Below are 24,203 nucleotides of genomic sequence, written 5' to 3' on the forward strand. Positions count from 1 at the left end.
TGGACCAGGCCAGGCTGGCCCATGCTCAGGTGCAGACCGGTGAGTTTGCCGCCGACATGCAGGTGCATCTGGTCAATGACGGCCCCGTCACCATTCCCATGCGCATGGAGCCACAGGTCTAGGCAAGGCCAGGCCTGCGAACCCATCCGTCACCACGACTTCAACAACAGCTGTCCATGAAGCCATCCTGCAAGCCCTCTTTGCCCCTCATCACCGCCGGCCTGATTCTCGGTCTGGCAGGCGTCAGTCTGCCCATCCAGGCGCAGACCTTGAAGAAACCCGCGCTGGACGCCCTGATCGCATCGTCCGCTGCGACCCCGTCCGAATCCTTCAAGGCCTTTGCGCAACAGGCCGCCAGGGCCGAGCCTGGCGTGGCGGCTGCCGTGCAGCGCTATACGCGCGGCCAGACGCTGTCGGACGGCGAACTCGCGGATATCGCCCGGTTGCTGGGGGTGTACAACCGCCTGACCCAGGAGACTGCGGTGCTGGAAAGCCTGCAGCGCATGGTGGCGCTGCCCACGGTGCGTGATCCCAAGGTGCCTCCACATGAGAGTCCGGCCATCCTGGACTTCGGCAAGCTCGTTGCATCCATGGCTGCCGAGTTCGGGCTGCGCTTTCGCAATGTGGACAACCGCATCTTTGAGGTGACGCTGCCTGCCAATGCGGCGAGCCGCGCCAGCGAGGCCCCCGAGTTCGGCATCCTGACCCATGCCGATGTGGTGCCGGTGGTGGCCGCCGAATGGGTACTGGACGGCAAGCAGATCAATCCTTTCCAGGTCACCCGCGTGGGCGATCGGCTTTACGGGCGTGGCACGATTGACGACAAGGGCTCCATCGCCACAGTGCTGTATGCGATGAAGGCGGTCAAGGACAGCGGTCTGCCGCTGTCGCGCAGCATTCGCCTGATGATAGAGACCACCGAGGAAACCGGCGGCGATGCCATGAAGTACTACCAGAGCAAGACCTCGCTGCCGCAGTACAACATCGTGCTGGACAGCAAGTACCCGGCCGTGGTCGCTGAAAAGGGCACGGGCGCGCTCAAGGCCTTGTTTGCGGATGTCGCCGTGGATGCCGCCAAGCCTGCCATCACCGCCATGGCCGGCGCCGCCTCGGCCAACTCCATTGCGCAGACGGCCTCCGCCACCGTCTCCGCCACCGATGTGGCTGCGCTGGATCTGATCGCGCAGCGGCTGTCCAAGGACAAGGACGACTTTGTGCGCCGGCACGAGGCGCAGGGGAAGTTCTCCATCGATGTGCAGCGCGCCGAGGGCCAGGTCATGGTCAAGGTCAGCGGCGCATCCGCTCACGGCTCGCGCCCCGAGGAAGGGGTGAATCCCGTGCCGCGTCTGGCGCTGTTCCTGCAGCAGAGCCTGATGCCCGAACAGGGCGCAGCACTGGTGCAGCCCAATCAGTACAGCCAGGCCGTGCGCTATATCAATGGCGTGTTCGGTCTCGACTACTTCGGCAAGCAGCTGGGTATTGCCTATGCCGATGATTTCATGGGGCCGCTCACGCTGTCGCCCAATCTCATCAAATCCGCGGACGGCAAGCTCGAGGTGACGGCCAATGCGCGCATGCCGCGGGGCAAGACGCCGGAGCAGCTGCGCGCCGAGGTGGAGCAGGGCATTGCTCGCTGGAGCGATGCGGCCAAGGTCGCGGTGACCGTGCAGTACACGCAGGGTAACTGGATGGCCCGCGACCCCAAGGGCGCATGGCTGAGCACTTTGCTCAATATCTTTGGCGACACCACGGGGCTGGATGCAAAGCCCGTTCCTACTGCCGGCAGCACCACCGCCAAGCTCATGCCCAACGCCATCAACTTCGGCCCCGCCATGCCCGGCAAGAAGTACACGGCCCACAATGCGCTGGAGTACCAGGAACTGCCGGACCTGCGCACTGATATGCAGATGTTCACCGAGATGCTGGTGCGCATCGGCAATCTGCAGCAGATGCAGTGACGGCAGCCCCGATGGCGGGGCTGGCGCTGCTTACTGCATCACGTTCATGACCGCCAGGGTCATGGTTTCCACGCCGGTCTTGAACGTGGGTTCGGGTTCTGGGGCGAAGAAGGGTGAGTGATTGAAGGGCAGGGGCTTGCCACCGGGCTGACTGGCCTCGGCCACCTTCTTGGGGTCGTACACGCCCAGGGTGTAGAACATGGATGGCACACCCTGATTGATGAAGTCCGAGAAATCTTCGCTGGCCGTGATGGGTGAGATGGGGATCACATTGCGGTCGCCGAGTGCGGCCTTGAACAGCTTGACCGTGCGGCCTACCAGTGCCGCGTCATTGACCACGGCATCCGAGCCCTTGACCAGCTTGACCTCGGGTGCAGGAGCGCCCGACATGGCGGCTTCGGCCTTGGCCGTGCGCTCAATGCCTTCGTGCATTTTTGTGCGCACCTCGCTCTTGTAGCTGCGGATTGTTCCGAGCAGCCGCGCCTGGTCGGGAATGATATTGCCCGCGCTGCCCGAGTTGAAGGCACCCACGGTGACCACACCGAACTCCATGGGATCTTTTTCGCGGCTGATCACGCCCTGTACATCGACCACAAAGCGTGAGGCCATGAGCACGGGGTCAATGCCTTTGTCCGGCATGGAGCCATGGCTGCCACGGCCATGAAACGTGATGTCCAGCGAGTCCGAATTGGAGGTCGCCGGCCCGGCCACATAGCCGACCATGCCGTAGGGCATGGAGCCGGTATGCAGAGCAAAAGCGTAGTCGGGTTTGCCGAATTTCTTGAACAGACCGTCGGCCAGCATGGCCTTGGCTCCGGTCACGGTTTCCTCGGACGGCTGGGCCACGAACATCAGCGTGCCCTTCCATTGGTTCTTCAGGCCCAGCAGCGCCTGCGCCGTGCCCAGCCAGCTGGTCATATGCATGTCGTGGCCGCAGCTATGGGCGACAAAGCTCTCCTTGCCGTTGTACTGGGCCTTGGCCTTGCTCGCATAGGGCAGGCCGGTTTTTTCCTCCATCGGCAGGGCGTCCAGCTCGGTGCGCACCATGACGGTGGGGCCCGCGCCATTGCGGTAGATGGCGACCAGGCCGGTCTTGCCAATGCCCTCGGTGACTTCAAAGCCCAGCTTGCGCATCTCGGCAGCCAGCTTGGCGGCGGTGCGCGTTTCCTGAAAGCCCAGCTCGGGATTGGCATGCAGGTCTTCGTAGATGCCGCGCATCTGCGGATACATCTGGGCGATCAGCTGCTGCAGCTGGGGCTTGAGCGGCTGGGGGTCCAGCTCCGCTGCCTGGGCCGATCCCAGAGTGACGGCCAGCGCGGCGACGGCGCAGAACTTGCGGGTAAGGCTATGGTGCATGTGAGGGTCTGTGGTTGGCTTCAAACAGAGGCAGCTCATGGAGAGCGCGCTTTCAGACTAGGAGCATGGCCGGCTTGAATTGAAGAGGGGCAACCCGCAAATGGCACCGTGAATAACGATGGCACAAGGCTTTTGTGGCGCAGGCCCGGGATAATCCGCTCCCATGAATACCTCCTCCAGCGCCGCCCAGGCCTCTGATTCCTCCGCTTTCTCGGCGCTGCCCCTGTCACCCGAAATGCTGGCCAATCTCCAGCAGCTCGGCTATGCGCAGATGACGCCCATCCAGGCCGCCAGCCTGCCGCTGACCCTGCAGGGCAAGGACCTGATCGCCCAGGCCAGCACCGGCAGCGGCAAGACGGCTGCCTTCGGCCTGCCCATGGTCGATCGCCTGAACCCGCGCTGGTTTGCCGTCCAGGCCCTGGTGCTGTGCCCCACGCGCGAACTGGCCGACCAGGTCGCCACCGAAATCCGCCGCCTGGCGCGCGCGCAGGACAACATCAAGGTCGTCACCGTCTATGGCGGCGTGCCCTCGCGCAACCAGATCGCCTCGCTGGAAAACGGCGCCCACATCGTCGTCGGCACACCCGGGCGCGTGATGGATCTGATGGAGCGCGGCAAGCTCGATATCGGCAACCTCAAGACCCTGGTGCTGGACGAGGCCGATCGCATGCTGGACATGGGCTTTCTCGGCGACATCGAAACCGTGGTGCGCCAATGCCCGGCGGATCGCCAGACCCTGCTGTTCTCGGCCACCTACCCCGAAGGCATTGCCTCGCTGGCCAGCCGTTTCATGCGCGACCCGCAGACCGTCAAGGTCGCGACCCAGCACAGCGCGGGCAAGATAGAGCAGCGCTGGTACGAAGTCGGCGCCCGCGAAAAAGTGACAACGGTGGCCAGGCTGCTGGCGCACTTCCGTCCCGAATCGAGCATTGCCTTTTGCAATACCAAGCAGCAATGCCGCGACGTGGTGAGCGAGCTGCAGGCCCAGGGCTTTAGCGCCCTGGCCCTGTTCGGCGAGCTGGAGCAGCGCGAGCGCGACGAGGTGCTGGTGCAGTTTGCCAACAAGAGCTGCAGCGTGCTGGTCGCCACCGATGTGGCGGCGCGCGGACTGGACATCGCCGACCTGTCTGCCGTCATCAATGTGGATGTCACGCCCGACCCCGAGGTCCACATCCACCGTATCGGCCGCACCGGCCGTGGCGATGCCGAAGGGCTGGCGCTGAATCTGGTGTCCATGGACGAGATGGGCAGCGTGGGCAAGATCGAGCAGCTGCAAGGCCGTGCTTCGCAGTTCTTCCCCGTGGACGAGCTCACGCCCGCCGCTGGCGGCGAGTTGCTGCCGCCCATGATGACCATACAGATCATCGGCGGGCGCAAGGAAAAGATCCGCGCCGGCGACGTGATGGGTGCCATGTGCGCCGACTTCGGCTACAGCCGCGACCAGATCGGCAAGATCAGCGTCAACGACTTTTCCACCTATGTGGCCGTGGACCGCAAGATCGCCTCGGCTGCCTGCGCCAAGCTCAATGCGGGCAAGGTCAAGGGCAAGACCGTGAAGGCGCGGCTGCTCTAAGAATCAGCCGTCAGATTGATTCCAGCGCTTGTCCACAAGGCGCTGGATGCTCACAAAAAAGCCTTCTCGTGACAGAGAAGGCTTTTTTATTTTGGGCGGCGCTTCAGCCTCTTGCGAAGAACAGCCCGGCCATCACCAGCCCCGTGGCCACAATGCCCCAGCGCAGGACATGGGGTGCAATCCTGCGCGCCGTGCGGGCTCCCAGATAGCCGCCCAGGGTGGCGGCCACCATCATGACGAGGGCCAGCTTCCACTCCACAATGCCGCCCACGGCGTAGATCACCACGGCAATCGCCGTCAGCAGGGCCGAGACCAGGTTCTTCATGCCGTTCATGGCGTTGAGCGAGGTCTGGCCCAGCAGCCCGAACAAGGCCAGCAGCAAAATGCCCAGGCCGCCGTTGAAGTAGCCGCCGTAGATGGCCACGATCAGCATGCCTGCAGCGGCCTTGGGCGCCGATGTGGCGGCGTGGTCGGCATTCTTGCCCGAGGCCCAGGCGCGCAGTTGCGGGCCGAAGGCGAACATGGCGGTGGCGGCCAGCAGCAGCCAGGGCACGACCTTGCGGAAGGTGGCGTCGGGCGTGAACAGCAGCAGCGCCGCGCCGGCGGAGCCGCCGATCAGGGACAGAGCCACCACCTGCTTCATGGACAGGCCTGGCGGGGACTGCATATCGTCCTTGAAGCCCCAGGCGCCAGCGATATAGCCTGGCAGCAGGGCCACAGTGCCCGTGGCATTGGCAATCACGGGCGGCACGCCCGTGAAGACCAGGGCGGGAAGGGTCAGAAAGCTGCCGCCACCGGCGACGGCGTTGAGCGTGCCGGCCGTGAAAGCTGCGGCCAGCAAAAGGGCAAGGTGGCCCAGGTTCTCCATGTTCTTGTCTCCTGATTTTCTCTGTCGGCTTTGCGCCTTGTGATGAGGACGATCTTAGGCGCAGGCCCGCGTCGCCTTTGTTCTTTTCTTGCGTGGTTAATTATTTTTGGAAATAAAAGAATTTGAAAACAGTATTTTGAGGAATAAGTGATTGTTTTGACAATCAACTCCTTAGTTAAGGAGTTTTCCCGTGAACCTGCCCCGTTTCCTCTCCCGCACCGCATGGGCCATGCTGGCCGCAACCTGGGTGTCGGGCGCAGCCATGGCGCAGCAGCCGGAGTTCCCGGCGCATTCCGTCAAGCTGGTGGTGGCCAACGGCCCCGGCAGCGCTCCGGATCTGCTGGCCCGTCAGGTGGGCAATCTGGTGGGCAGGGACTGGAAGCAGGCCGTCGTGGTGGAAAACAAGGGGGCGGCTGGCGGCGTCGCGGCCGTGGATGCCGTGGTCAAGGCCCAGCCCGACGGCTACACCTTGCTGGTGGGCGGCGACAGCGCCATCACCATCATGCCCAATGTGCAGCGCAATCTTCCCTATGACGTCAAGAACGATCTGGTGCCGGTGACCAAGCTGGGCCAGTCCGACTTCGTGCTGGTGGCCAATCCCAGGAAGGGCTTCAAGACCTTGCAGGACTTTGTGGCCTACGCCAAATCCCACCCGGGCAAGATCAACTATGCCTCCTCGGGCACGGGCGGTGCCCAGCATCTGGCCATGGAGCAGTTCAAGCAGCGCGCAAGCTTTTTCGCCACGCACATTCCCTATCGCGGCGGCCCTCAGGGCCTGCAGGATGTGTTGGCCGGCCAGGTCGATGTGATGCTGATTGCGATCGCTCCGGCGCTCACCCAGATCCAGAGCGGCAAGCTCACGGCGCTGGCCGTGTCCGGCCTGCAGCGTCACGCGTTGCTGCCCCAGGTGCAGACCCTGGCCGAGAGCTACAAGGGCTTTGAGGCCGGTGCCTGGTTCGGCCTGTTCGCACCCAAGGGCACGCCGGCTGCCGTGGTCCAGGCCATTGCCCAGGATACCGACAAGGCGCTGAAGGACCCCGAGCTGCGCAAGAGCCTGCTGCAGCAGGGCATCACTCCCGTGGGCGAGGGCCAGCAGGTGTTTGCCAGACAGATCAAGACCGAAGATGTGCGCGTGGCCCAGTTGGTGCGCAGCATCGGCCTGAGCGTGGAGTAAGCCCGGTCGGGGTACTCTCATAAAAAGAGCTGCCTGCGCTTGTCATTCTTGAGTTTCAAGGCTAAATGCCTTTGAAACACATGATTGACCTGCGCTGGCAGCTCTTTTTTCAGGAGTCTACGGCACGTGGGCCGATGCCTGTCCGCTATTTGGCGTAGGGGTCTTCGTAGCCCATTTCCTTCATGATGTCGGTCTCGTAGGCCTCCATCTCTTCGGCGTCCTCCTCACTGGTCTCGTGGTCCCAGCCCTGGGCATGCAGCGTGCCATGCACCAGCAGATGGGCGTAATGCTCTTCCAGCGTCTTGTTCTGCTCCTGGGCCTCGCGCTCCACCACGGGGGCGCAGAGCACCAGATCGGCCATCACGGTCGGCTCCTGCTGATAGTCGAAGGTCAGCACATTGGTCGCGTAGTCCTTCTGGCGGTACTCGCGGTTGAGCTTGCGGCCTTCCTCGGCATCGACGATGCGCACCGTGATCTCGGCATCCACGGCCAGCGCATGGCGGATCCAGCGCGTGACCCGGCTGCGGCTCAGCAGTTCGCGGTGGGCGGCCGCCTCGGCGCTGGGGCCGAATTGCAGCGATAGTTGCAGTTGATTCAAGGTCATTTTGGCTTTTAGCCCTTATTTGGTAAGTGCTAGTAGCTATGGATTTTGATTAAAGCTCGTCGGCCGTGGGCAGGGAGCGGGCCGTACGCGGGCTGCTGCTGCGGTGCTTGGGCGCCGAAGTGCCTTCGGACACGCGCCCGCGCGCGTCGTACGCGTCCACGATGCGGGCCACCAGCGGGTGGCGCACCACGTCGGCGCTGGTGAAGTGGTTGATGGAGATGCCCTTGACACGCCTGAGCACGCGCTCGGCATCGACCAGGCCGCTGGGCGCGCCCTTGGGCAGGTCGACCTGGCTGACGTCGCCCGTGACCACGGCCTTGGCGCCAAAGCCGATCCGGGTCAGAAACATCTTCATCTGCTCGGGCGTGGTGTTCTGTGCCTCGTCGAGGATCACGAAGGCATTGTTCAGCGTGCGACCGCGCATGAAGGCCAGCGGCGCGATCTCCAGCGCATTGCGCTCGAAGGCCTTCTGCACCTTCTCGTAACCCATCAGGTCGTAGAGCGCGTCGTACAGAGGGCGCAGATAGGGGTCCACCTTCTGCGTCAGGTCGCCGGGCAGAAAGCCCAGGCGTTCGCCGGCCTCCACGGCGGGCCGGGTCAGCACGATGCGCTGCACGGCGCTGCGCTCCAGTGCGTCCACGGCACAGGCCACGGCCAGATAGGTCTTGCCGGTGCCGGCCGGACCGATGCCGAAGCTGATGTCGTGATTGGCGATGTTTTCCAGATACAGCGCCTGGTTGGGCGTGCGGGCGCGCAGATCGGCACGGCGCGTGGTCAGCTGCGGAGCCGTCAGATCGGCCTCCAGCATCTCGACATCGCCGGCCAGCATCAGCTGCAGCGTGTCTTCGGCGATCACGTAGTCGGCGATTTCATAGAGCGCCTGCAGCAGCTCCAGCGTCTCATTGGCCTTGGCCTTGGGGCCGTCGATCTTGAACTGCTCGTGACGGTGAGCGATCTTGACGCCCAGCGCGACTTCGATGGTGCGCAGATGCGCATCCGCCGGGCCGCAGAGATGGGTCAGGCGCGTATTGTTATGGGGAGTGAAGGTATGGCGCAGGATCACGCGGATAATTTCTCAAAAGAATCGCCGCACGGTGCGGCAAAGGATTTCAATGATAGGCAAATTGACGGGAACGCTGCTGGAAAAAAACCCGCCCGAAGTCCTGGTGGACTGCGCTGGCGTGGGCTACGAGGTGCAGGTGCCCATGAGCACCTTCTACAACCTGCCCGCCAATGGCGCCAAGGTGGCCCTGCTGACCCATTTTGTGGTGCGGGAAGACGCCCAGCTGCTGTTCGGCTTTGCAACGGCCCGCGAGCGCCAGACCTTCCGTGAGCTCATCAAGATCACCGGCATCGGTCCGCGCATGGCATTGGCCGTGCTCAGCGGCATGAGCATCGATGATCTCGCGGACGCGGTATCGCAGCAGCAAGCAGGGCGATTGGTCAAGGTGCCGGGCATCGGCAAGAAGACCGCCGAGCGTCTGCTGCTGGAGCTCAAGGGCAAGATCGGCGCGGATACCGGTGCGCAGTCGCTGTTTGCCAACAACAGCGAGCAAAACGATATCCAGCAGGCGCTGATGGCGCTGGGCTATTCCGACAAGGAAGCCTCGGCCGCCCTCAAGAAACTCCCACCCGAAGTAGGGGTGAGCGAGGGCATTAAGCTCGCGCTCAAGGCTTTGACCAAATAGCTCCGCTGGCCCTGTGCCAGTCCGATCGTGAACTGCAGGAGAACACGATATGCATTGGTGGATACAGGGCAGACGCATTCCCTCCCGATGCGCAGGCCTGATGCTGGTGGTGCTGACGGCTTGCGGCGGCGGCGGGGGTGGAGGCAGTGTTCCGGACCCCGGTCCCGGCCCTGGCGGCGGGGGCGGGACCGGGGGCGGCAATGGCGCGATCATTGGCGGCGCGGCAGAGATCAGTTCTCCTTCGGGTCCGCCCACGGCCAATGTGCTGGATTCACTGATCGTGCCCGCCGCCCAGGCTGCGGCGGCGACCAGAAGCGTGACGGTGGCATCCGTGGCGGTGCGGCCCAAGGCCGTCAGTCTGGCATTGCCGCAGTGGAGCGACGCGCCTTCGCCGGTCATGCCCATGCCCGGCCTGCCCATGCAGATCGGGGCGCCACGTGAGCTGGCTTCGCTGCAGTCCGCAGGCGATATGGCGCGCACGCTGCACTGGTCCGAGACCCCGGGGGGCGGTCAGGTGGCGGCGATCAGCATCACCTCGGCCGGCGCCCATGGCCTGCGGCTGGGCCTGGTGGTCGACGCCATGCCCGATGCCGCCGAGCTGAGGCTGTACCGCAAGGATCGCAGCAAGACCGGGTTCGAGACCACGGGCCAGGCCATCAACGAGGCCATTGCGCGCAACCGCCGGGCCGATGGCGACACCCGGGCGGCCAGCATCTGGTGGACTCCTGACCTGGGAGCCGATGAGGTCACGCTGGAGATCGCACTGCCTGCGGGACTGTCGGCATCGCAGCTGCGCGTTGCCATTCCCACGCTCACCCATGCCTATGTCAATCTGGCCCTGCCGACGGAGCTGGAACTGCGCGATAGCCTCGTGCCCCGGAATGTGGGCGATGCCGCGGGTTGCGAGCTCGATGCCAGCTGCGCCGATCAGTACGCCACCGAGCGCAATGCCGTGGCGCGCATGACCTATGTGGGCTCCGACAACCGCTACTACTACTGCACGGGCTCCCTGCTGAACAACACGCGGCGCGATTTCACGCCGTATTTCCTGTCGGCCAATCACTGCATCTCCACCCAGGCATCGGCCACCTCGCTGCGCACGGACTGGTTCTTCCGCTCGGCCAGCTGCAACAGCTTCGAGCCCAGTGCCCAGACCACGGCGCTGCAGAGCGGTGCCACCTTGCTGTATGCCACTGCGGCGCACGATGCCACGCTGATGCGGCTCAATGACGCAGCGCCCGCCGGTGCGACGCTGGCCGGCTGGGATGCGAGAGGAACGGCGGTGACGGGGACGGCCATCTACGGACTGCATCACCCGCAAGGCGATTTGCTCAAATACAGCGAAGGCCAGGTGCAGAGCTACCGAAACTGCACCCTGGGCGCCGGCAGCATCACCTGCAACCCAGGCAATGCCCAGAGCGATTTCGTGAATGTCGGCTGGAGCAAGGGCGTGACCGAAGGCGGCAGCAGCGGCTCAGCCATGTTTGCGAGCGGACGCGTGGTGGGCACGCTGTCCGGCGGCAGCAGTTCGTGCACGGTCAGCGGGGGCTCGGACGTCTACAGCCGCTTCGACCGGACCTTCAGCAGCCAGATCGGGAACTGGCTGGCGCAGTGATGGAGGGCCGGGCCAGGCCGGACAGGGCTATTTCCCCTGCAGCTGCCTGACGGCTGCCTTGGTCTGCTCCACATGGGCCAGCGGGTCGCTGCTGACAAGGGCGAACTTCACCTTGCCGTCCTGGCCCACCACATAGGAGATGCGGTCGGCCCTGGCCGGGTTGGCTGCAGCCCCTGCGTCATAGGCCTTGATGGTGACGGCCTGCGGGTCCGAGGCCACGGCAAACTGGTCGCGGCAGGCCTCGGTGGAAAAGCGTTTGAGGGTGTCGATATCGTCATGCGACATGCCCACCACCGTGGCTTTCATGGCCGCGAACTGGGGCGTGGCTTCGGCAAAGGCATGGGCTTCCAGCGTGCAGCCCTGGGTGAAGGCCTTGGGGAAGAAATACAGCACCACCGGCCCTTTCTTGAGCGCTTCGGCCATGTCGAAGTCAAAGGCTTTGCCGGCTACGGCGGCGGGCGTCTTGAAGCCGGGTGCTGCATCGCCGGCCTTGAGTGCGGCCTGAGCAGCGGGGGCTAGCAGGGCGGCAAGCAGCCAAGGGGCGAGCTGATGGATCTTGAACATGGCAAAGCCTTTAAGAACATGTGTGTGGTCTCTACGATGCCATGGATTGTTCGCCATCCCTCATTCGCCCTGCTCTTGTCCGGCCTACTGCATTCTTGCCGGCCCCTTGGCTTGCGTGCTTACTTTGCGCTGCTTAGTGATGCGCGGTATTCCAGCGCATAGGCCAGCTTGCCGGCCTTTTTGCCATCTGCGGGCTTGGGCGTGGACAGGTCGGTATAGGTGGCCGTGCCAAAGGCCGCCATCTGTCCCATCTGCACTGCGTTGTAGCCCGAAGCTCCGATCATTTCCGAGGGATTGGCGGCCAGCATCAGGTTGGATGCATCCTTGATGGCTTGCATATAGCCGCCGTCGGAGCCGTTGCCCGCCTGGCTCAGGTTGTACTGGCTGAGTTTGAAATTACGCGGCGAGGCCTGCAGCCATTCGCTCCAGTAGAACTCCAGAAACTCGGAAGGGTTGACCGGCTTGTTGTAGCCCACTTCGCGGGTGAAGTAGACCAGCGAGCGGAAGGGGTCGTCCTTGAGACCATTGGACAAGCCCAGCTGGCGCGGCAGATCGGCGGGGGTGATGGCCGAGCCGTCAGGCAGCTTGAGCCAGACGAACTTGTTGGCGCGCATGGTGCGCCAGAAGCTGGCGTTGTTGGCGTCCTTGTAATTGCCCTTGATCATCACCGGCATCTGCACCTGACCACCGGCTAGGCCGTTGGCCACATTGCCGTTGCTGTTGGGGGCTTCCCAAAGGCTGGTGAAGCTGTGATGTCCGTCGGTCAGGAAGAGCTGGCCTTTGGGACCGACCACGGCGGTCTTCAGCAGGCTCTGGTAGTTGGCGACCTGGGCCTTGCAGGTGAAGCTGCTGCGGTCGTTGAGCTTGGAGCTGGCCGTGATGCCATTCTTGGCCGTGGAATCCTGGCCGCTGTCTTCGCACAAGTCATCAAAGGCTTTTTGCCATTGCGAAGAGGCCACGCTGCCGGTCGCAGTGTGGGTGTAGCGACCCTGCTTGTAGTAGATCTGGTCGTAGCCGATGGCGGGTTGCGTGGGCAGTGCATCTGCCAGCGTGATCATGACCGGGTCGGTGCTTGCTGCGCTCTTGTCCAGGTACTTGGGCAGCACTGCCTGCTCGGGCAACCGCTGGCACGCGCCCAGTGCACTGGTGTCGGTATCTGCAGGGCCGCCGCTGCCTGCGTAGTAGAAGTTGTTGGCCGAGACCGGCAGCAGCGTGCGCGCCGCACCGTTGCCGCCGGCCCATTGGCCGCCGAACAGGCCATTGGCCGCGCCGCCTGTGCCGGACGCGGCATTGGCGCTGAGCTTCAGATCGATGTCGATGGTGTCGGTCTGCAGCAGGCCGTTGCCGATGGAGACATAGTGGCGCATGCTGCGGCCCGTGCTTGCCTGCTCGGGATGGGTGCACAGCCACTCGCCATCCAGCGCCGTGGCGGCCACGGGGGCCGTGGCGGCAGATTGCAAGGTCCAGTTACCCGAGGTGAAGCTGCCACCCGCAGCGGCGCTGTAGACATCGACGGATAGGGCCGCGCCGTCGCTGCGCTTGCCCACCACGGCACGGCCGATGCGCTGGCCGCCCAGCTCCAGCACCAGGGCGCCGGGATAGGTGGTCTGGTCGGGATCTACCGTCACGCGACCGGTGATGCCGTTGGCGCAGGTGTCGCTTGCGCCCTGGCCGGGGCAGACGCGCACAACGCCATCATTGGCAATGCGCAACTGGCCCGCGCTGGCGCTGGGTGCGCCGGGCTTGCCCGAGGCGGAATACACAGCCTCATTGCGCAGATAGTTGTAGGTACCGGCCAGTGCACTGATCTGTGCCGCCCCCTGGTTGGAGGCGGTCAGCACGCCCTGCAGCGATGCCGTCGATGTGGCCGAGGTGTCCAGCAAATTGGGCAAACCGTCAACGTTGCCGGTGACCAGTCCGGTTTCCGCTGAAAAGCGCAGAGTGACGTCGCTCAGACGACTCACCAGAGCGGCAGGGAGATTGCTGCCTGCCACAGCCTGGAATTTCTGGGCCACGAACTGGCCGTTGGCATCCACGCTGTAGACGCTGGTGATGGCTCCGGCCAGACCAAAGCGCGAATCCACAAAGCGCAGTGTGATCTGCTTGGTGGTGCTGTCCAGGCTCAATGCCACGGTATCGCCAAAACTCAGCGTGCCCAGATAGCTGTTGCTGCCTGCAAGGGGAGCCAGTGCTGGAGCGGGTGCGGGCGCAGGAGCGGGCGCTGGCGCGGGAGCCGGGGCTGGTGATCCATCGCCACCACCGCAGGCCGCGAGGGCTGCCGAGGCCGCAACAAGAACGGAGACTTGGGCGAGGCTGCGAAAGGCAGCACCAGTTGGCGTGGGAGGGTTGAGGCGCATGGAGGGGGCTTCAGGAAGAGGTGGTGGGATATCGGTGCAAGCGCATCGATGTATCTGCCGTGCAGAACTGTGCGGGGCGTTTGCGCTGCATTCTGTGAAACATCTGTGACGAAGCTGTGACATGCAGGCGGCGCCAACAGTCTGTGCGCAACAGTGCGGTGCCGATGCACGGCACAATTGAGGCCTATGACGATTCATGTGGACGAATTTGCGGCAACGCCATCCCCCAAGCCAGTGCGTGATTCATCGCGTGAAGCCGTGCGCGAGCCGGCACCACGCGTGGTGTCGGCAGGCAGCGCCTTCATGGGGGAGGAGGCACTGGAGAGGGCTCTGCGCCCCAAGCAGCTCGATGAATATGTGGGCCAGGCCAAGGCGCGCGAGCAGCTCGAGATCTTTATCAGCGCTGCCAAGAAGCGCAGCGAGGCGCTCGATCACGTGCTGCTGTTCGGCCCCCCGGGCCTTGGCAAGACCACGTTGTCCCACATCATTGCGGCCGAACTGGGCGTGAACCTGCGTCAGACCAGCGGCCCGGTGCTGGAAAAGCCCAAGGATCTGGCGGCGCTGCTCACCAATCTCGAGCCCAACGATGTGCTGTTCATCGACGAGATTCACCGCCTGAGCCCGGTGGTCGAGGAAATCCTCTATCCGGCGCTGGAGGACTATCAGATCGACATCATGATCGGCGAAGGCCCGGCCGCGCGCTCCATCAAGCTTGACCTGCAGCCTTTCACGCTGGTGGGGGCGACCACGCGCGCCGGCATGCTCACCAATCCGCTGCGCGATCGCTTCGGCATCGTGGCGCGGCTGGAGTTCTACAGTTCCGAGGAACTCTCGCGCATCGTCAAGCGCAGCGCGGGCTTGCTCAATGCGCCGATTGACGAGGAAGGCTGCTTCGAGATTGCACGCCGCTCGCGCGGCACGCCGCGTATCGCCAACCGCCTGCTGCGCCGCGTGCGCGACTATGCCGATGTCAAGGGCGACGGCCGCATCACGCGCGAGATCGCCGACAAGGCGCTGGCCATGCTCGATGTGGACCCCCAGGGTTTTGACATCATGGATCGCAAGCTGCTCGAGGCCGTGGTGCATCGTTTCGATGGCGGCCCGGTCGGCCTAGACAATATCGCGGCGAGTATCGGCGAGGAGTCGGGCACCATCGAGGATGTGATCGAGCCCTATCTGATCCAGCAGGGCTTTTTGCAGCGCACGCCGCGCGGACGCATGGCCACGCAAGCCGCCTACCGCCATCTGGGCCTGCAGGCCCCGGCAGACGATACGGCTGCATAAGCACCGAGAACCGGCGCCCCCACCCTAGCCATAGGTGCCGAGCAAGGGCCCGGGCGGCACCGCCGCCCCGCAGCGAAGGCGTCGTCCCCCTGGGGGGCGTGCAACGGGAAGCCGCAAAGCGGCTCAGGGGGTCAATTATTCTGTGGTCCGGCGTTCCAGAAGGCTTGCAGCACGCCGGGCAAGGCTTCGATCTGCGTGACCACCTGGTCCAGCTCCTCGGCATGCACGGCCGTGGCGAACAGCTCGGCCTCTATTTCGGTGTTGTGTGGCGGGATTTCGTGCTTTTCCACCGCGCGCACGGGGTAATTGGCCGCTTCCAGCAGCTCCTGCATGCCCTCGCGCACATCGGCCTGGGCTTGCTGGCCGCAGATCACGTAGACATAGTAGGTGGCCTCGCTGGCATGCTCGGCCACGGGGTGGCGGTTGATGTAGTTGACCACGGGGCGCAGCAAGGTGTTGCTGGCCAGCACGAACAGGGTGGCAATGCCGGCCTCTGGCAGCAGACCCGCGCCCGCACAGGCGCCGACGGCAGCCGAGCCCCACAGCGTGGCGGCGGTGTTCAGTCCCGTGATGTTGGCGCCTTCCTTCATGATGGCGCCGGCGCCCAGAAAGCCCACGCCCGAGACCACATAGGAGATGACGCGCGTGGCGCCGTCGGCTCCCGAGACGCGCATGGCCAGGTCGACGAAAACGGCCGCGCCCACGGCGACCAGGGTATTGGTGCGCAGGCCCGCCGTGCGCTGGCGTATCTGGCGCTCAAGGCCGATGATGCTGCCGCAGACAAAGGCCACGACAAGGCACAGCACCGTGTTCAGCGTGGCGAGCAGATTGAAGTTCTGTAGGGATTGCATGAAGTTCCGATTGTTATTGGTGATGGATCGGTGTCTGGGTTCATGAAACATGTGGCCCGGGCTGGCGCGCCTGCTCCGCAAGGCAGACGCGAAGCTGCCCGGTGCTCACCAGCCGTACTTGCGGATATAGACGCGCTTGAGCAGCGTCGTCAGCACAGCATAGGCCAGCAATATGACGATGAGCCAGGGGAAATAGCCTAGCGGCAGGGCCTGCAGCTTGAAATGCCCGGCCAGCGGTCCCATGGGCAGGAAGATGCCTATGGCCATGATGGCCGCCGTGGCAGCCAGCAGGGGCCAGGAGGCACGGCTTTGCACAAACGGGATCTTCGGCGTGCGGATCATGTGCACGATCAGCGTCTGCGTCAGCAGTCCCACCACGAACCAGCCAGACTGGAACAGGCTTTGGTCTGCGGCCGTGCTGGCATGGAAGACGAACCACATCAGCGCGAAGGTGAGCACGTCGAACAGCGAGCTGATGGGGCCGAAGAAGAGCATGAAGCGGCCCAGGTCCTGAGGGTTCCAGCGCAGCGGCCTGGCCACCATTTCCTCGTCCACGTTGTCGAAGGGAATGGCGATCTGCGACAGGTCGTAGAGCAGGTTCTGCATCAGCAGCTGCATGGGCAGCATGGGCAGGAACGGGATGAAGGCCGAGGCGATCAGCACCGAGAACACGTTGCCGAAGTTGGAGCTGGCCGTCATGCGGATGTACTTGAGCATATTGCTGAAGGTGCGGCGTCCTTCGAGCACGCCTTGCTCCAGCACCATCAGGCTTTTCTCGAGCAGGATGATGTCGGCCGCCTCGCGGGCGATGTCCACGCCGCTGTCGACGCTGATGCCGATATCGGCGGCGCGCAGCGCAGGCGCGTCGTTGATGCCGTCGCCCATGAAGCCCGTGACATGACCGTTGGCGCGCAGCGCATGCACGATGCGCTCCTTGTGCAGCGGCGTCAGGCGGGCGAACAGCAGGTGCGACTCCACGCAGCGGCGCAGCTGCTCCTCGTCCATGGCTTCGATGTCGTTGCCGACAATCGCCTCGTCCACCTGCAGACCCACGTCGCGGCAGACTTTGCGTGCCACCAGCTCGTTGTCGCCCGTGAGCACCTTGACCGTCACACCGTGCTGCAGCAACGCGGCGATGGCGGCCTGGGTGGATTCCTTGGGTGGATCGAGAAAGGCCACATAGCCGATCAGGGTCAGCTCGGACTCGTCGGCGATGCCGTAGGTGCTCTTGTCGGGCGGCACTTCCTTCATGGCCACGGCCACCACGCGCAGGCCCTCGCGGTTCAGGCCTTCGGTGACGGCGCGCACCTGCTCGCGGCGCTGCGGCGTCAGGGCCTGCACGGTCTCGCCGTCCGGCCCGCTGTCCCGGATATGCGTGCAGACCTCCAGGATTTCCTCGACCGCCCCCTTGCAGATCAGCTCGTGGTGGTGGTTGCGCTCGGCCACCACCACGGACATGCGCCGGCGCTGGAAGTCGAACGGAATTTCGTCGACCTTGCGATAGTCCTCGTTGACATGCAGCCGCGTGTGCAGCTCCACATGCTCGAGCACGGCGCGGTCCAGCAGGTTCTTGAGCCCGGTCTGGTAGTAGCTGTTGAGGTAGGCGAACTGCAGCACCTCGTCGCTGGGGCGGCCCTGCACATCGGTATGGCGCTCCAGCGCGATGCGGTCCTGCGTCAGCGTGCCGGTCTTGTCGGTGCACAGCACATCCATGGCGCCGAAGTTCTGAATCGCGTCCAGGCGCTTGACCATCACCTTCTGGCGCGACAGCACCACCGCACCCTTGGCCAGCGTGGAGGTGACGATCATGGGCAGCATCTCGGGCGTCAGGCCCACGGCTACCGACAGCGCGAACAAAAAGGCCTCGCCCCAGTCGCCCTTGGTGTAGCCGTTGATGAACAGCACCACGGGCACCATCACGGCTGCGAAGCGGATCAGCAGCCAGCTGACGCTGTTCACGCCCTGTTCGAAGGCTGTGGCCGTGCGGTCCTGGTGGGTGATGCGCGCTGCCAGCGTGCCGAAATAGGTCTGGTTGCCGGTGGCGACCACCACGGCCATGGCCGAGCCCGAGACCACATTGGTGCCCATGAAGAGCAGGTTGCCGGCTTCCAGCAACTGGCCTGTCTGCAGGGCAGCCAGGGTGCGTGCATCCTTTTCCACGGGCAGCGATTCGCCCGTCATGGCTGCCTGGCTCACGAACAGGTCCTTGGCAGACAGCAGGCGGCAGTCGGCCGGAATCATGTCGCCGGCCGACAGGGCCACGATGTCCCCGGGCACCAGCTCGCGCATGGGCAGCTCGGACAGCGAGGCGTCATGGCCGCCGCCGCTGTCGCGAAAGTCTGCGGCCTGTGCATCGCTGCTGCGGCGCACGGTGACGCGGTTGCTGACCAGGGCCTGCAGGCGCGCGGCGGCGCGCCGCGAGCGCCCTTCCTGGACAAAGCGCAGCAGCGTGGACAGCAGCACCATGCTGGCGATGACGATGGTGGCCTTCTCATCCTCGGTGAGGTAGGAGACCACGGCCAGCAGCGTCAGCAGCAGGTTGAAGGGGTTGCGGTAGCAATGCCACAGGTGCAGCCATGCGGGCAGCGGCTTTTCATGCGCGACCTCGTTGGGTCCATGGTGGAGCTGGCGCTGCTGGGCCTGCTCGGGGCTCAGGCCCCGGCTCGATGTGTCCAGCTGCTGCAGCAGGGCAGCCACGGGGCTGCAGGCGGCGGATTGCAGGGCCTGTACCTGTGCCGGTGGCACGGTGACGGCGGTGGAGGGGCCGCCAGCGGGCATCGGCTGGCGACCGAAGAGACCGGCCAGGCGGTGGCTGCGCAAAAAGGCCCGGAACAGGTTTTTGAGGATTTGCATCACGGCCTCCTGTCAGTGCAGCGTCTTGCCGGAGCTAGCGAGCTGCGTCCATGGCAGCTGCGCCTGACTGGAGCGCAGTTGTGCGTCGAGGCGGCTGCGTTGCTCGCGGGTCAGCAGCGACAGCGCATCGGCGCGCTGGCGGATGCTCAGATTGGCCATGGCACTGGCCATGAGGGGCGCGGCATGGCGGTCGACCAGGTGGCGCAGCACATCGGTGCGGCGCTCGCTCAGTGCCGAGCTCACGGCATGGGTCAGGCCATGGTGGCGGGTGGTGTCATCGAGGCGGGGGGCAGGGCGGCTGCGTTGCAGCACGCGCAGCCAGGCGAGGCGTTGCATGGGCATGCTCCTTGGGGTGACCCGGGAGCTGCCCGCCGCTGCTACTGCATCAGGCATTCAGCCCCGAGGTCGGGGTTCCAGTCCCTGCGTGCAGCCGTCAAGGTCACACGCAGGCCAATGGCTTGACAGCGCGCCGCATGGGGCGCGCTGCAAGATCGACTAGGGTCGGGATCCATACGTGTTCCTTGGTTAAGAGTGAGTGAAAGCGGGCCGGAGCCGGTCCGCGACCGGGTTGCTCAGCGCACGCTGCGGCTGCTCAGGTAGCTGCGGATGCGGTGCGTGGGCCAGCTTGTCAGGGCGTCGAGCTCCAGCGTCTGTTCCAGCGCTTGCGGCAAGGCTGCCGGTGCGGCGGGCGCAGCCTGGGAAGGCGTGGCGCGGGCGCGCAGCAGCAGAGGGCGCAGCTGGTGCAGAGTGCGGGTCAGGCGATTGCTCATGGCGGTCTCCTCATCGGTTGAGGGAGCGGGCCAGGCGGCAGTGCGGCACAAGCGTTCTGGCGCGGCCACGAACCGGCATGCTGCCGGAGGGGGATGGCGACGCGAGAACTCAGTGATGAGCAGAGCTTGCGAGCTTGAGGCCACTATCCGTGCTGCGCACGGCGGGCCGTCCCGAACGTCGGGAAGCCAAACAGCAAGTTGCGAGGGGCGCGGGGCAAGGGATGCGGGGCGGTCGATGACGACTCCCGATCCGGGGGAGTCTGTCAGTCGGCCAGCTTCGCAGCCGTTGCGGCGTGCGATAAATCACTGGTTGAACTGGCACTGTCCACGTGGGGACTCCTGAAATTGCGATCTGCCGATTATCGGCCGAGACCGGTCCCAGGGTCAACCCTAGGTGGCTTTCAGTTGCAATTGCGCCGGGGCCTGTCGAGTTGCGGGCTCGGCCCATTGCCGCACGCAGCCCCAGACGATGAGTGACTGCGCTGCGTAATAGCTGGCGAGCACGCTCACTGCGGACCAGGGCAGCGGCTGCACAAAACGGTTGATGGCGAGGATGGAGTCGCTGAGCATGAAAAAGCTGGCGCCCAGGGCGGTCAGCAGTGCGGCGCGGCTGCGCAGCTGACGATAGCGTCCCCAGGCCTGAGCCGCCATCAGGGCGATGACGCCGACATAGGCGGCCACGGGCAGACGCAGGGCGGCAGGCAGGCCATGGGTCCAGAGAAAGACATACATGGAGGCGCCGATCGCAGCCACCAGCAGCAGTGCGCTGCGATCCGCAAACCAGGCCACATCGAGCCTGAACAGCGCAACGTAGCAGACATGGGCCAGCAAAAAGCTGACCAGGCCGGGAATGAACAGACTGGTGGGCAGCTGTCCGTCCAGCATCAGGAAGACATCGCCGGACATGGAGAAAACAATAGCTGCCAGCAACAGATGGACATGCCTTTGAGGCAATTTTTGTATCTTTTTTGATGCCTGTATTGCGCAAGAAGCTACGCATATGAGAGCAAAAAACATGGTGGCAGGCTTGAGCAGCCAATGCCATGCCTGCAGTCCCAGCGCCGCCGTGGCCGTGGCCAGTGCGCCGCTTTGCAGCATCAGTGCCAGCCACAGGCTGATGCGGCCCTGCATGGCTGCACCCAAGGCCCATTGCCCGGTGAGCAGCACGCCGAACCAGATCAGGTTGGTGGCCAGCGGCGACTGGTCGGCATGCCAGAGAAAGACCGAGGTGCCCGCAATCAGCGCCGCGAACTGCAGGCCGGCGAACCAGCGCAGCGCCCGGCCCATGGGCGGGGCATAGATGATGCGGTGCTCGTCCAGATCGAAGGCGGGCCTGGGAAAGCGCTGCGCCACATCGGCCGGCCGCCAGCCCGGTGGCTTGAACCAGACGCGGATCTTGTCCAGCCAGCTGCGTGCATGCCAGCTGTCATGGGCCAGCTGGCGGTAGACGCTGAAGTTGGCCCAGAGCGGGTCCCAGCTCTTGAGCAGGCCGCGCGTGCCGTAGACGCAGGGCTCCTCGTCGTCCTCGGTTTTGTAAGTGCCGAAGAGCCGGTCCCAGACGATGAGAATGCCGCCGTAGTTGCGGTCCAGATAGCGCTCGTTGACGGCATGGTGCACGCGGTGATTGCTGGGCGCGCAGAACCAGCGGTCGAACCAGCCCAGTTTCTTGACCTGCTCGGTATGCACCCAGAACTGGTAGAGCAGATCGATCAGCCCAACCACGGCAAACACCAGCGGCGGCACGCCGGCCAGGGCCATGGGCAGATAGAAGATCCAGCCCAGCAGTGCGCCGGAGCTGGTCTGGCGCAGCGCGGTGGAGAGGTTGTAGGCCTGGCTTTGGTGGTGCACGGCATGGGCGGCCCAGAGTACGCCCACTTCGTGGCCCATGCGGTGCAGCCAGTAGTAGCAGAGATCGTAGAACAGCAGGGCCAGCAGCCAGCCCGGCAGGCTGAGCCAGAAGGCATCGGCCTCGATCAGCGTCACATGGCTGGCCACGACGGTGTAGATGCCCAGCGTCAGCAGCTTGGTGAAGACGGCGCTGGTCTGGCTCAGGATGCCCAGGTTCAGCGAGCTGATGGCATCGGCCAGCGCATAGGCATTGCGCCCGCGTTTGAGGCTGATGATCCATTCCACGGCAATCAGTGCGAAAAAGACCGGCGTTGCCAGAACGATGACTTGGCTGGGGGAGAGCATGGACTCCGATTCTGGAGCGGGCCGGTGTCCGGCGGCTTGGCATGAACCCTAGCGCCCGGCGCTGCAGGCCTCATCAGGTTTCAAGGGTGAATCAGGATTGCTAAGTATTTCCAGTTATGGCAGTCAACAAGGTGCTCTGGGATAATCGGCGGCTTGCCCGTCCGCCGGAGGGCGCACTCAAATTTACCGGCCAGTACAGCGACGCTGCGACGCCGGGATGGGCCTGGAGCCGTCAGCCTGTCTGCTTTCTTGCTGCATGCCCATGTCCACATCCCGCCGCTCCTTTGTTGCCGCCGCCGCCTTGCTGGCCTCAGGCTTTACCGCGCCCGCCGTTTTCGCCGCCGCCGATGCCTGGCCCGCCACCAAGCCCATCACGCTGATCGTGCCGTTCAGCGCCGGTGGCAATGTGGACACCACGGCGCGCCTGATCGGCCAGAAGCTGGGCGAGCGCCTGCACCAGTCCATCGTGGTGGACAACGTGCCTGGCGCCGGCGGTGTGCTCGGGGTGAGCAAGGCCGTCAAGGCCCCGGCCGACGGCTACACCTTGCTCATGGGCTTTGACGGCCCCATCAGCATTGCCCAGCTGGTGAATTCCGCCGTCAAGTACGACGCCGAAAAGGATCTGACCCCTGTGGGGCTGACCACCATCGCACCCGTGGTCGCCGTGGCCCGTCCCGGCCTGCCGGCGCACAATCTGAGCGAGCTGATTGCACTGGCGCGTTCCAAACCCGGCTCGCTGACCTATGCCACCTCGGGCGTGGGCACCATGCTGCATCTGGCCATGGAAATGCTGCAGGAGCGCGCCAAGATCAAGCTGGTGCATGTGCCCTATCGCGGCGGTGCCCAGATCACCAGCGACGTGATGGGCGGTCAGGTCGATGTGGGCATGCTCACCACCGTGAGCGCCGTGCCCATGATCCAGCAGAAAAAGCTCGAAGGTCTGGGCGTGACATCGGCCAAGCGCATCGATGCCATCCACGCCGTGCCCACCTTTGGCGAGACGGCCGAACTCAAGGGCTTTGACCTCAACACCTGGACGGGGCTGTTCGTGCCCGCCAAGACGCCTCAGGCCGTGGTCACGCGTCTGGCCACCGAGCTCGATGCCGTGCTCAAGATGCCCGATGTGCGCAAGCGCCTGGAAGATGGCGGCGCCACGCCCGGCTCCGGCACCCAGGCCAGCTTTGTCCAGTTCCTGAAGAAGGAAAAAGCCGGCTATGCCCAGATCGTGAAGTCGGCCAACATCCAGGCGGAATAAGCCATGACCGCGCCTCTGAACCCGGTGCATGCCGAGATCCATCCGCCCGTGCTGCCCGAAGTGGCTGCCGTCGCGGACGAGATGCTGGCCCTGCGCCATGATCTGCATGCCCATCCCGAGCTGGCCTACGAAGAGCATCGCACCGGCGATATCGTGGCCGCCAGGCTGGCCGAATGGGGCTACGAGGTCCATCGCGGTCTGGGCGACACCGGCGTGGTGGGGACGCTGCGCTGCGGCGATCACGCGAATGGCAAGCACATCGGCAAACGTCTTGGCCTGCGCGCCGACATGGATGCGCTGCCGATCCGTGAAGCCACGGGCCTGTCCTATGCCAGTCGTCACGACGGCAAGATGCATGCCTGCGGCCACGACGGGCACACGGCCACGCTGCTGGCCGCAGCCAGGGTGCTGGCCGGGCGCAAGAACCAGCTCCAGGGCACGCTCAATCTGATCTTCCAGCCTGCCGAGGAAGGCCATGGCGGTGCGCAGAAGATGGTGGAGCAGGGCCTGTTCGAGCTGTTTCCCTGCGATGCGCTCTACGCCTTTCACAACGAGCCCGGCTATCCGGCGGGGCAGTTCGGCTTTCGCCCGGGCGTGATGTATTCCAGCTCGGACACGGCCATCATCACCATCCGCGGCAAGGGCGGCCATGGCGCCATGCCCCATGTGGCCGTGGACCCCATCGTCGTGGCCTCGCATCTGGTGCTGGCACTGCAGACCATTCGTTCGCGCGAGATCGACCCCAACGACATGGCCGTGGTCACCATCGGTGCCATCCATGCGGGCGATGCGCCCAATGTGATTCCGGAAACCTGCGAACTGCGCGTGACCATCCGCGCGCGCTGCCCCGAGGTGCGCCAGCAGCTGCGCGAGCGCATCACGGCCATGGCCCATGCCCAGGCCGCCGTGCACCGCGCCACGGCCGAGGTGGACTACAAATGGCGCTATCCGCCCGTCATGAACGACAAGGCCGCGACGGAGTTTGCCGTCGAGGTGGCGCGGCAATTCCTGGGCGAGGAATGGCTGATTCCTGATCTGCAGCCGCTGCAGGCCAGCGACGACTTCGCCATCATGCTCAACCAGGTCCCCGGCAACTATTTCATCGTCGGCAACGGCATGGGCGAAGGCGGCTGCATGGTGCACAACGCGGCCTATGACTTCAACGACAACCTGCTGCCCGTGACTGCCTCGTATTGGGTGAAACTGGCCGAGAGCTATCTGCGCCGCGACTGAGTTTTGT

The 24,203-nt window shown here is 64.7% G+C and carries 20 protein-coding genes; 9 read left to right on the top strand and 11 right to left on the bottom strand.

From position 1 onward, the window contains the following. Both ACLBXN_RS11975 and ACLBXN_RS11980 read left to right on the top strand, forming a co-directional pair. A partial coding sequence (locus tag ACLBXN_RS11975; protein ID WP_447612316.1) for a D-aminoacyl-tRNA deacylase occupies positions 1–122 on the top strand: 122 nt, incomplete at its 5' end. A 54-nt stretch (positions 123–176) separates the two neighbouring features. Continuing rightward, positions 177–1,958: a dipeptidase gene (locus ACLBXN_RS11980; RefSeq protein ID WP_447612270.1), complete on the top strand. Its 1,782-nt coding sequence runs from the start codon at positions 177–179 to the stop codon at positions 1,956–1,958. 30 nt (positions 1,959–1,988) lie between these two features. Here the strand turns inward: ACLBXN_RS11980 and ACLBXN_RS11985 are convergent, their stop codons facing one another. Next, positions 1,989–3,314, bottom strand: a complete 1,326-nt coding sequence (locus ACLBXN_RS11985; RefSeq protein WP_447612271.1) for an amidohydrolase — start codon at positions 3,312–3,314, stop codon at positions 1,989–1,991. A gap of 163 nt (positions 3,315–3,477) precedes the next feature. Between ACLBXN_RS11985 and dbpA the strand changes: the two genes are divergently transcribed. Next, positions 3,478–4,887 (top strand): ATP-dependent RNA helicase DbpA, encoded by a 1,410-nt coding sequence (dbpA, locus tag ACLBXN_RS11990; protein WP_447612272.1) that lies wholly within the window; start codon positions 3,478–3,480, stop codon positions 4,885–4,887. 103 nt (positions 4,888–4,990) lie between these two features. Here dbpA and ACLBXN_RS11995 read toward each other — a convergent pair whose 3' ends face one another. Then, entirely contained in the window at positions 4,991–5,755 is a 765-nt protein-coding gene (locus ACLBXN_RS11995; RefSeq protein WP_447612273.1) for a sulfite exporter TauE/SafE family protein, read from the bottom strand. A 190-nt stretch (positions 5,756–5,945) separates the two neighbouring features. Between ACLBXN_RS11995 and ACLBXN_RS12000 the strand changes: the two genes are divergently transcribed. After that, positions 5,946–6,929, top strand: coding sequence for a Bug family tripartite tricarboxylate transporter substrate binding protein (locus tag ACLBXN_RS12000; RefSeq protein WP_447612274.1), 984 nt, complete (start codon positions 5,946–5,948; stop codon positions 6,927–6,929). A 145-nt stretch (positions 6,930–7,074) separates the two neighbouring features. On the opposite strand, the gene ybeY is transcribed toward ACLBXN_RS12000, so the two are convergent. Together ybeY and ACLBXN_RS12010 are read right to left on the bottom strand one after the other, a co-directional pair. Next, a complete protein-coding gene (ybeY, locus tag ACLBXN_RS12005; RefSeq protein WP_003050847.1) occupies positions 7,075–7,533 on the bottom strand; it encodes an rRNA maturation RNase YbeY in 459 nt (152 codons plus the stop codon). 49 nt (positions 7,534–7,582) lie between these two features. Continuing rightward, positions 7,583–8,596, bottom strand: coding sequence for a PhoH family protein (locus tag ACLBXN_RS12010; RefSeq protein ID WP_043006009.1), 1,014 nt, complete (start codon positions 8,594–8,596; stop codon positions 7,583–7,585). A 49-nt stretch (positions 8,597–8,645) separates the two neighbouring features. Between ACLBXN_RS12010 and ruvA the strand changes: the two genes are divergently transcribed. Then, positions 8,646–9,221, top strand: a complete 576-nt coding sequence (ruvA, locus tag ACLBXN_RS12015) for a Holliday junction branch migration protein RuvA (RefSeq protein ID WP_003050853.1) — start codon at positions 8,646–8,648, stop codon at positions 9,219–9,221. A gap of 49 nt (positions 9,222–9,270) precedes the next feature. Next, positions 9,271–10,836 carry a trypsin-like serine peptidase gene (locus ACLBXN_RS12020; protein WP_447612275.1) on the top strand — a complete coding sequence of 522 codons (1,566 nt, stop codon included), beginning with the start codon at positions 9,271–9,273 and terminating at the stop codon, positions 10,834–10,836. 27 nt (positions 10,837–10,863) lie between these two features. Here the strand turns inward: ACLBXN_RS12020 and ACLBXN_RS12025 are convergent, their stop codons facing one another. Both ACLBXN_RS12025 and ACLBXN_RS12030 read right to left on the bottom strand, forming a co-directional pair. After that, entirely contained in the window at positions 10,864–11,400 is a 537-nt protein-coding gene (locus ACLBXN_RS12025) for a peroxiredoxin (protein ID WP_343677261.1), read from the bottom strand. A gap of 119 nt (positions 11,401–11,519) precedes the next feature. Beyond that, positions 11,520–13,757, bottom strand: a complete 2,238-nt coding sequence (locus ACLBXN_RS12030; RefSeq protein ID WP_447612276.1) for a ParB/Srx family N-terminal domain-containing protein — start codon at positions 13,755–13,757, stop codon at positions 11,520–11,522. A gap of 186 nt (positions 13,758–13,943) precedes the next feature. Between ACLBXN_RS12030 and ruvB the strand changes: the two genes are divergently transcribed. Further along, positions 13,944–15,041, top strand: coding sequence for a Holliday junction branch migration DNA helicase RuvB (gene ruvB / locus ACLBXN_RS12035; RefSeq protein WP_003050864.1), 1,098 nt, complete (start codon positions 13,944–13,946; stop codon positions 15,039–15,041). 131 nt (positions 15,042–15,172) lie between these two features. Here ruvB and ACLBXN_RS12040 read toward each other — a convergent pair whose 3' ends face one another. The 5 genes from ACLBXN_RS12040 to ACLBXN_RS12060 all read right to left on the bottom strand — a co-directional run bounded on the left by ACLBXN_RS12040 (position 15,173) and on the right by ACLBXN_RS12060 (position 21,708). After that, positions 15,173–15,892 carry an MgtC/SapB family protein gene (locus ACLBXN_RS12040; protein ID WP_003050868.1) on the bottom strand — a complete coding sequence of 240 codons (720 nt, stop codon included), beginning with the start codon at positions 15,890–15,892 and terminating at the stop codon, positions 15,173–15,175. A 105-nt stretch (positions 15,893–15,997) separates the two neighbouring features. After that, entirely contained in the window at positions 15,998–18,745 is a 2,748-nt protein-coding gene (mgtA, locus tag ACLBXN_RS12045) for a magnesium-translocating P-type ATPase (protein ID WP_447612277.1), read from the bottom strand. 12 nt (positions 18,746–18,757) lie between these two features. Continuing rightward, complete coding sequence (locus ACLBXN_RS12050) at positions 18,758–19,081, bottom strand: hypothetical protein (protein WP_447612278.1); 324 nt, start codon at positions 19,079–19,081, stop codon at positions 18,758–18,760. Positions 19,082–19,317: 236 nt separating this feature from the next. Beyond that, entirely contained in the window at positions 19,318–19,515 is a 198-nt protein-coding gene (locus tag ACLBXN_RS12055; RefSeq protein ID WP_211457203.1) for a hypothetical protein, read from the bottom strand. 390 nt (positions 19,516–19,905) lie between these two features. Beyond that, complete coding sequence (locus ACLBXN_RS12060; RefSeq protein ID WP_447612279.1) at positions 19,906–21,708, bottom strand: lysoplasmalogenase family protein; 1,803 nt, start codon at positions 21,706–21,708, stop codon at positions 19,906–19,908. Positions 21,709–21,970: 262 nt separating this feature from the next. On the opposite strand from ACLBXN_RS12060, the gene ACLBXN_RS12065 reads away from it, so the two are divergent. Continuing rightward, on the top strand, positions 21,971–22,963 hold the full coding sequence (locus ACLBXN_RS12065; protein ID WP_205244651.1) for a Bug family tripartite tricarboxylate transporter substrate binding protein: 993 nt from the start codon (positions 21,971–21,973) through the stop codon (positions 22,961–22,963). Between the two features lie 3 nt (positions 22,964–22,966). Beyond that, positions 22,967–24,196 carry a M20 aminoacylase family protein gene (locus tag ACLBXN_RS12070; protein ID WP_447612280.1) on the top strand — a complete coding sequence of 410 codons (1,230 nt, stop codon included), beginning with the start codon at positions 22,967–22,969 and terminating at the stop codon, positions 24,194–24,196. The last annotated feature ends 7 nt before the right edge of the window (positions 24,197–24,203 follow it).

It is taken from the genome of Comamonas sp. C24C, assembly GCF_053345995.1.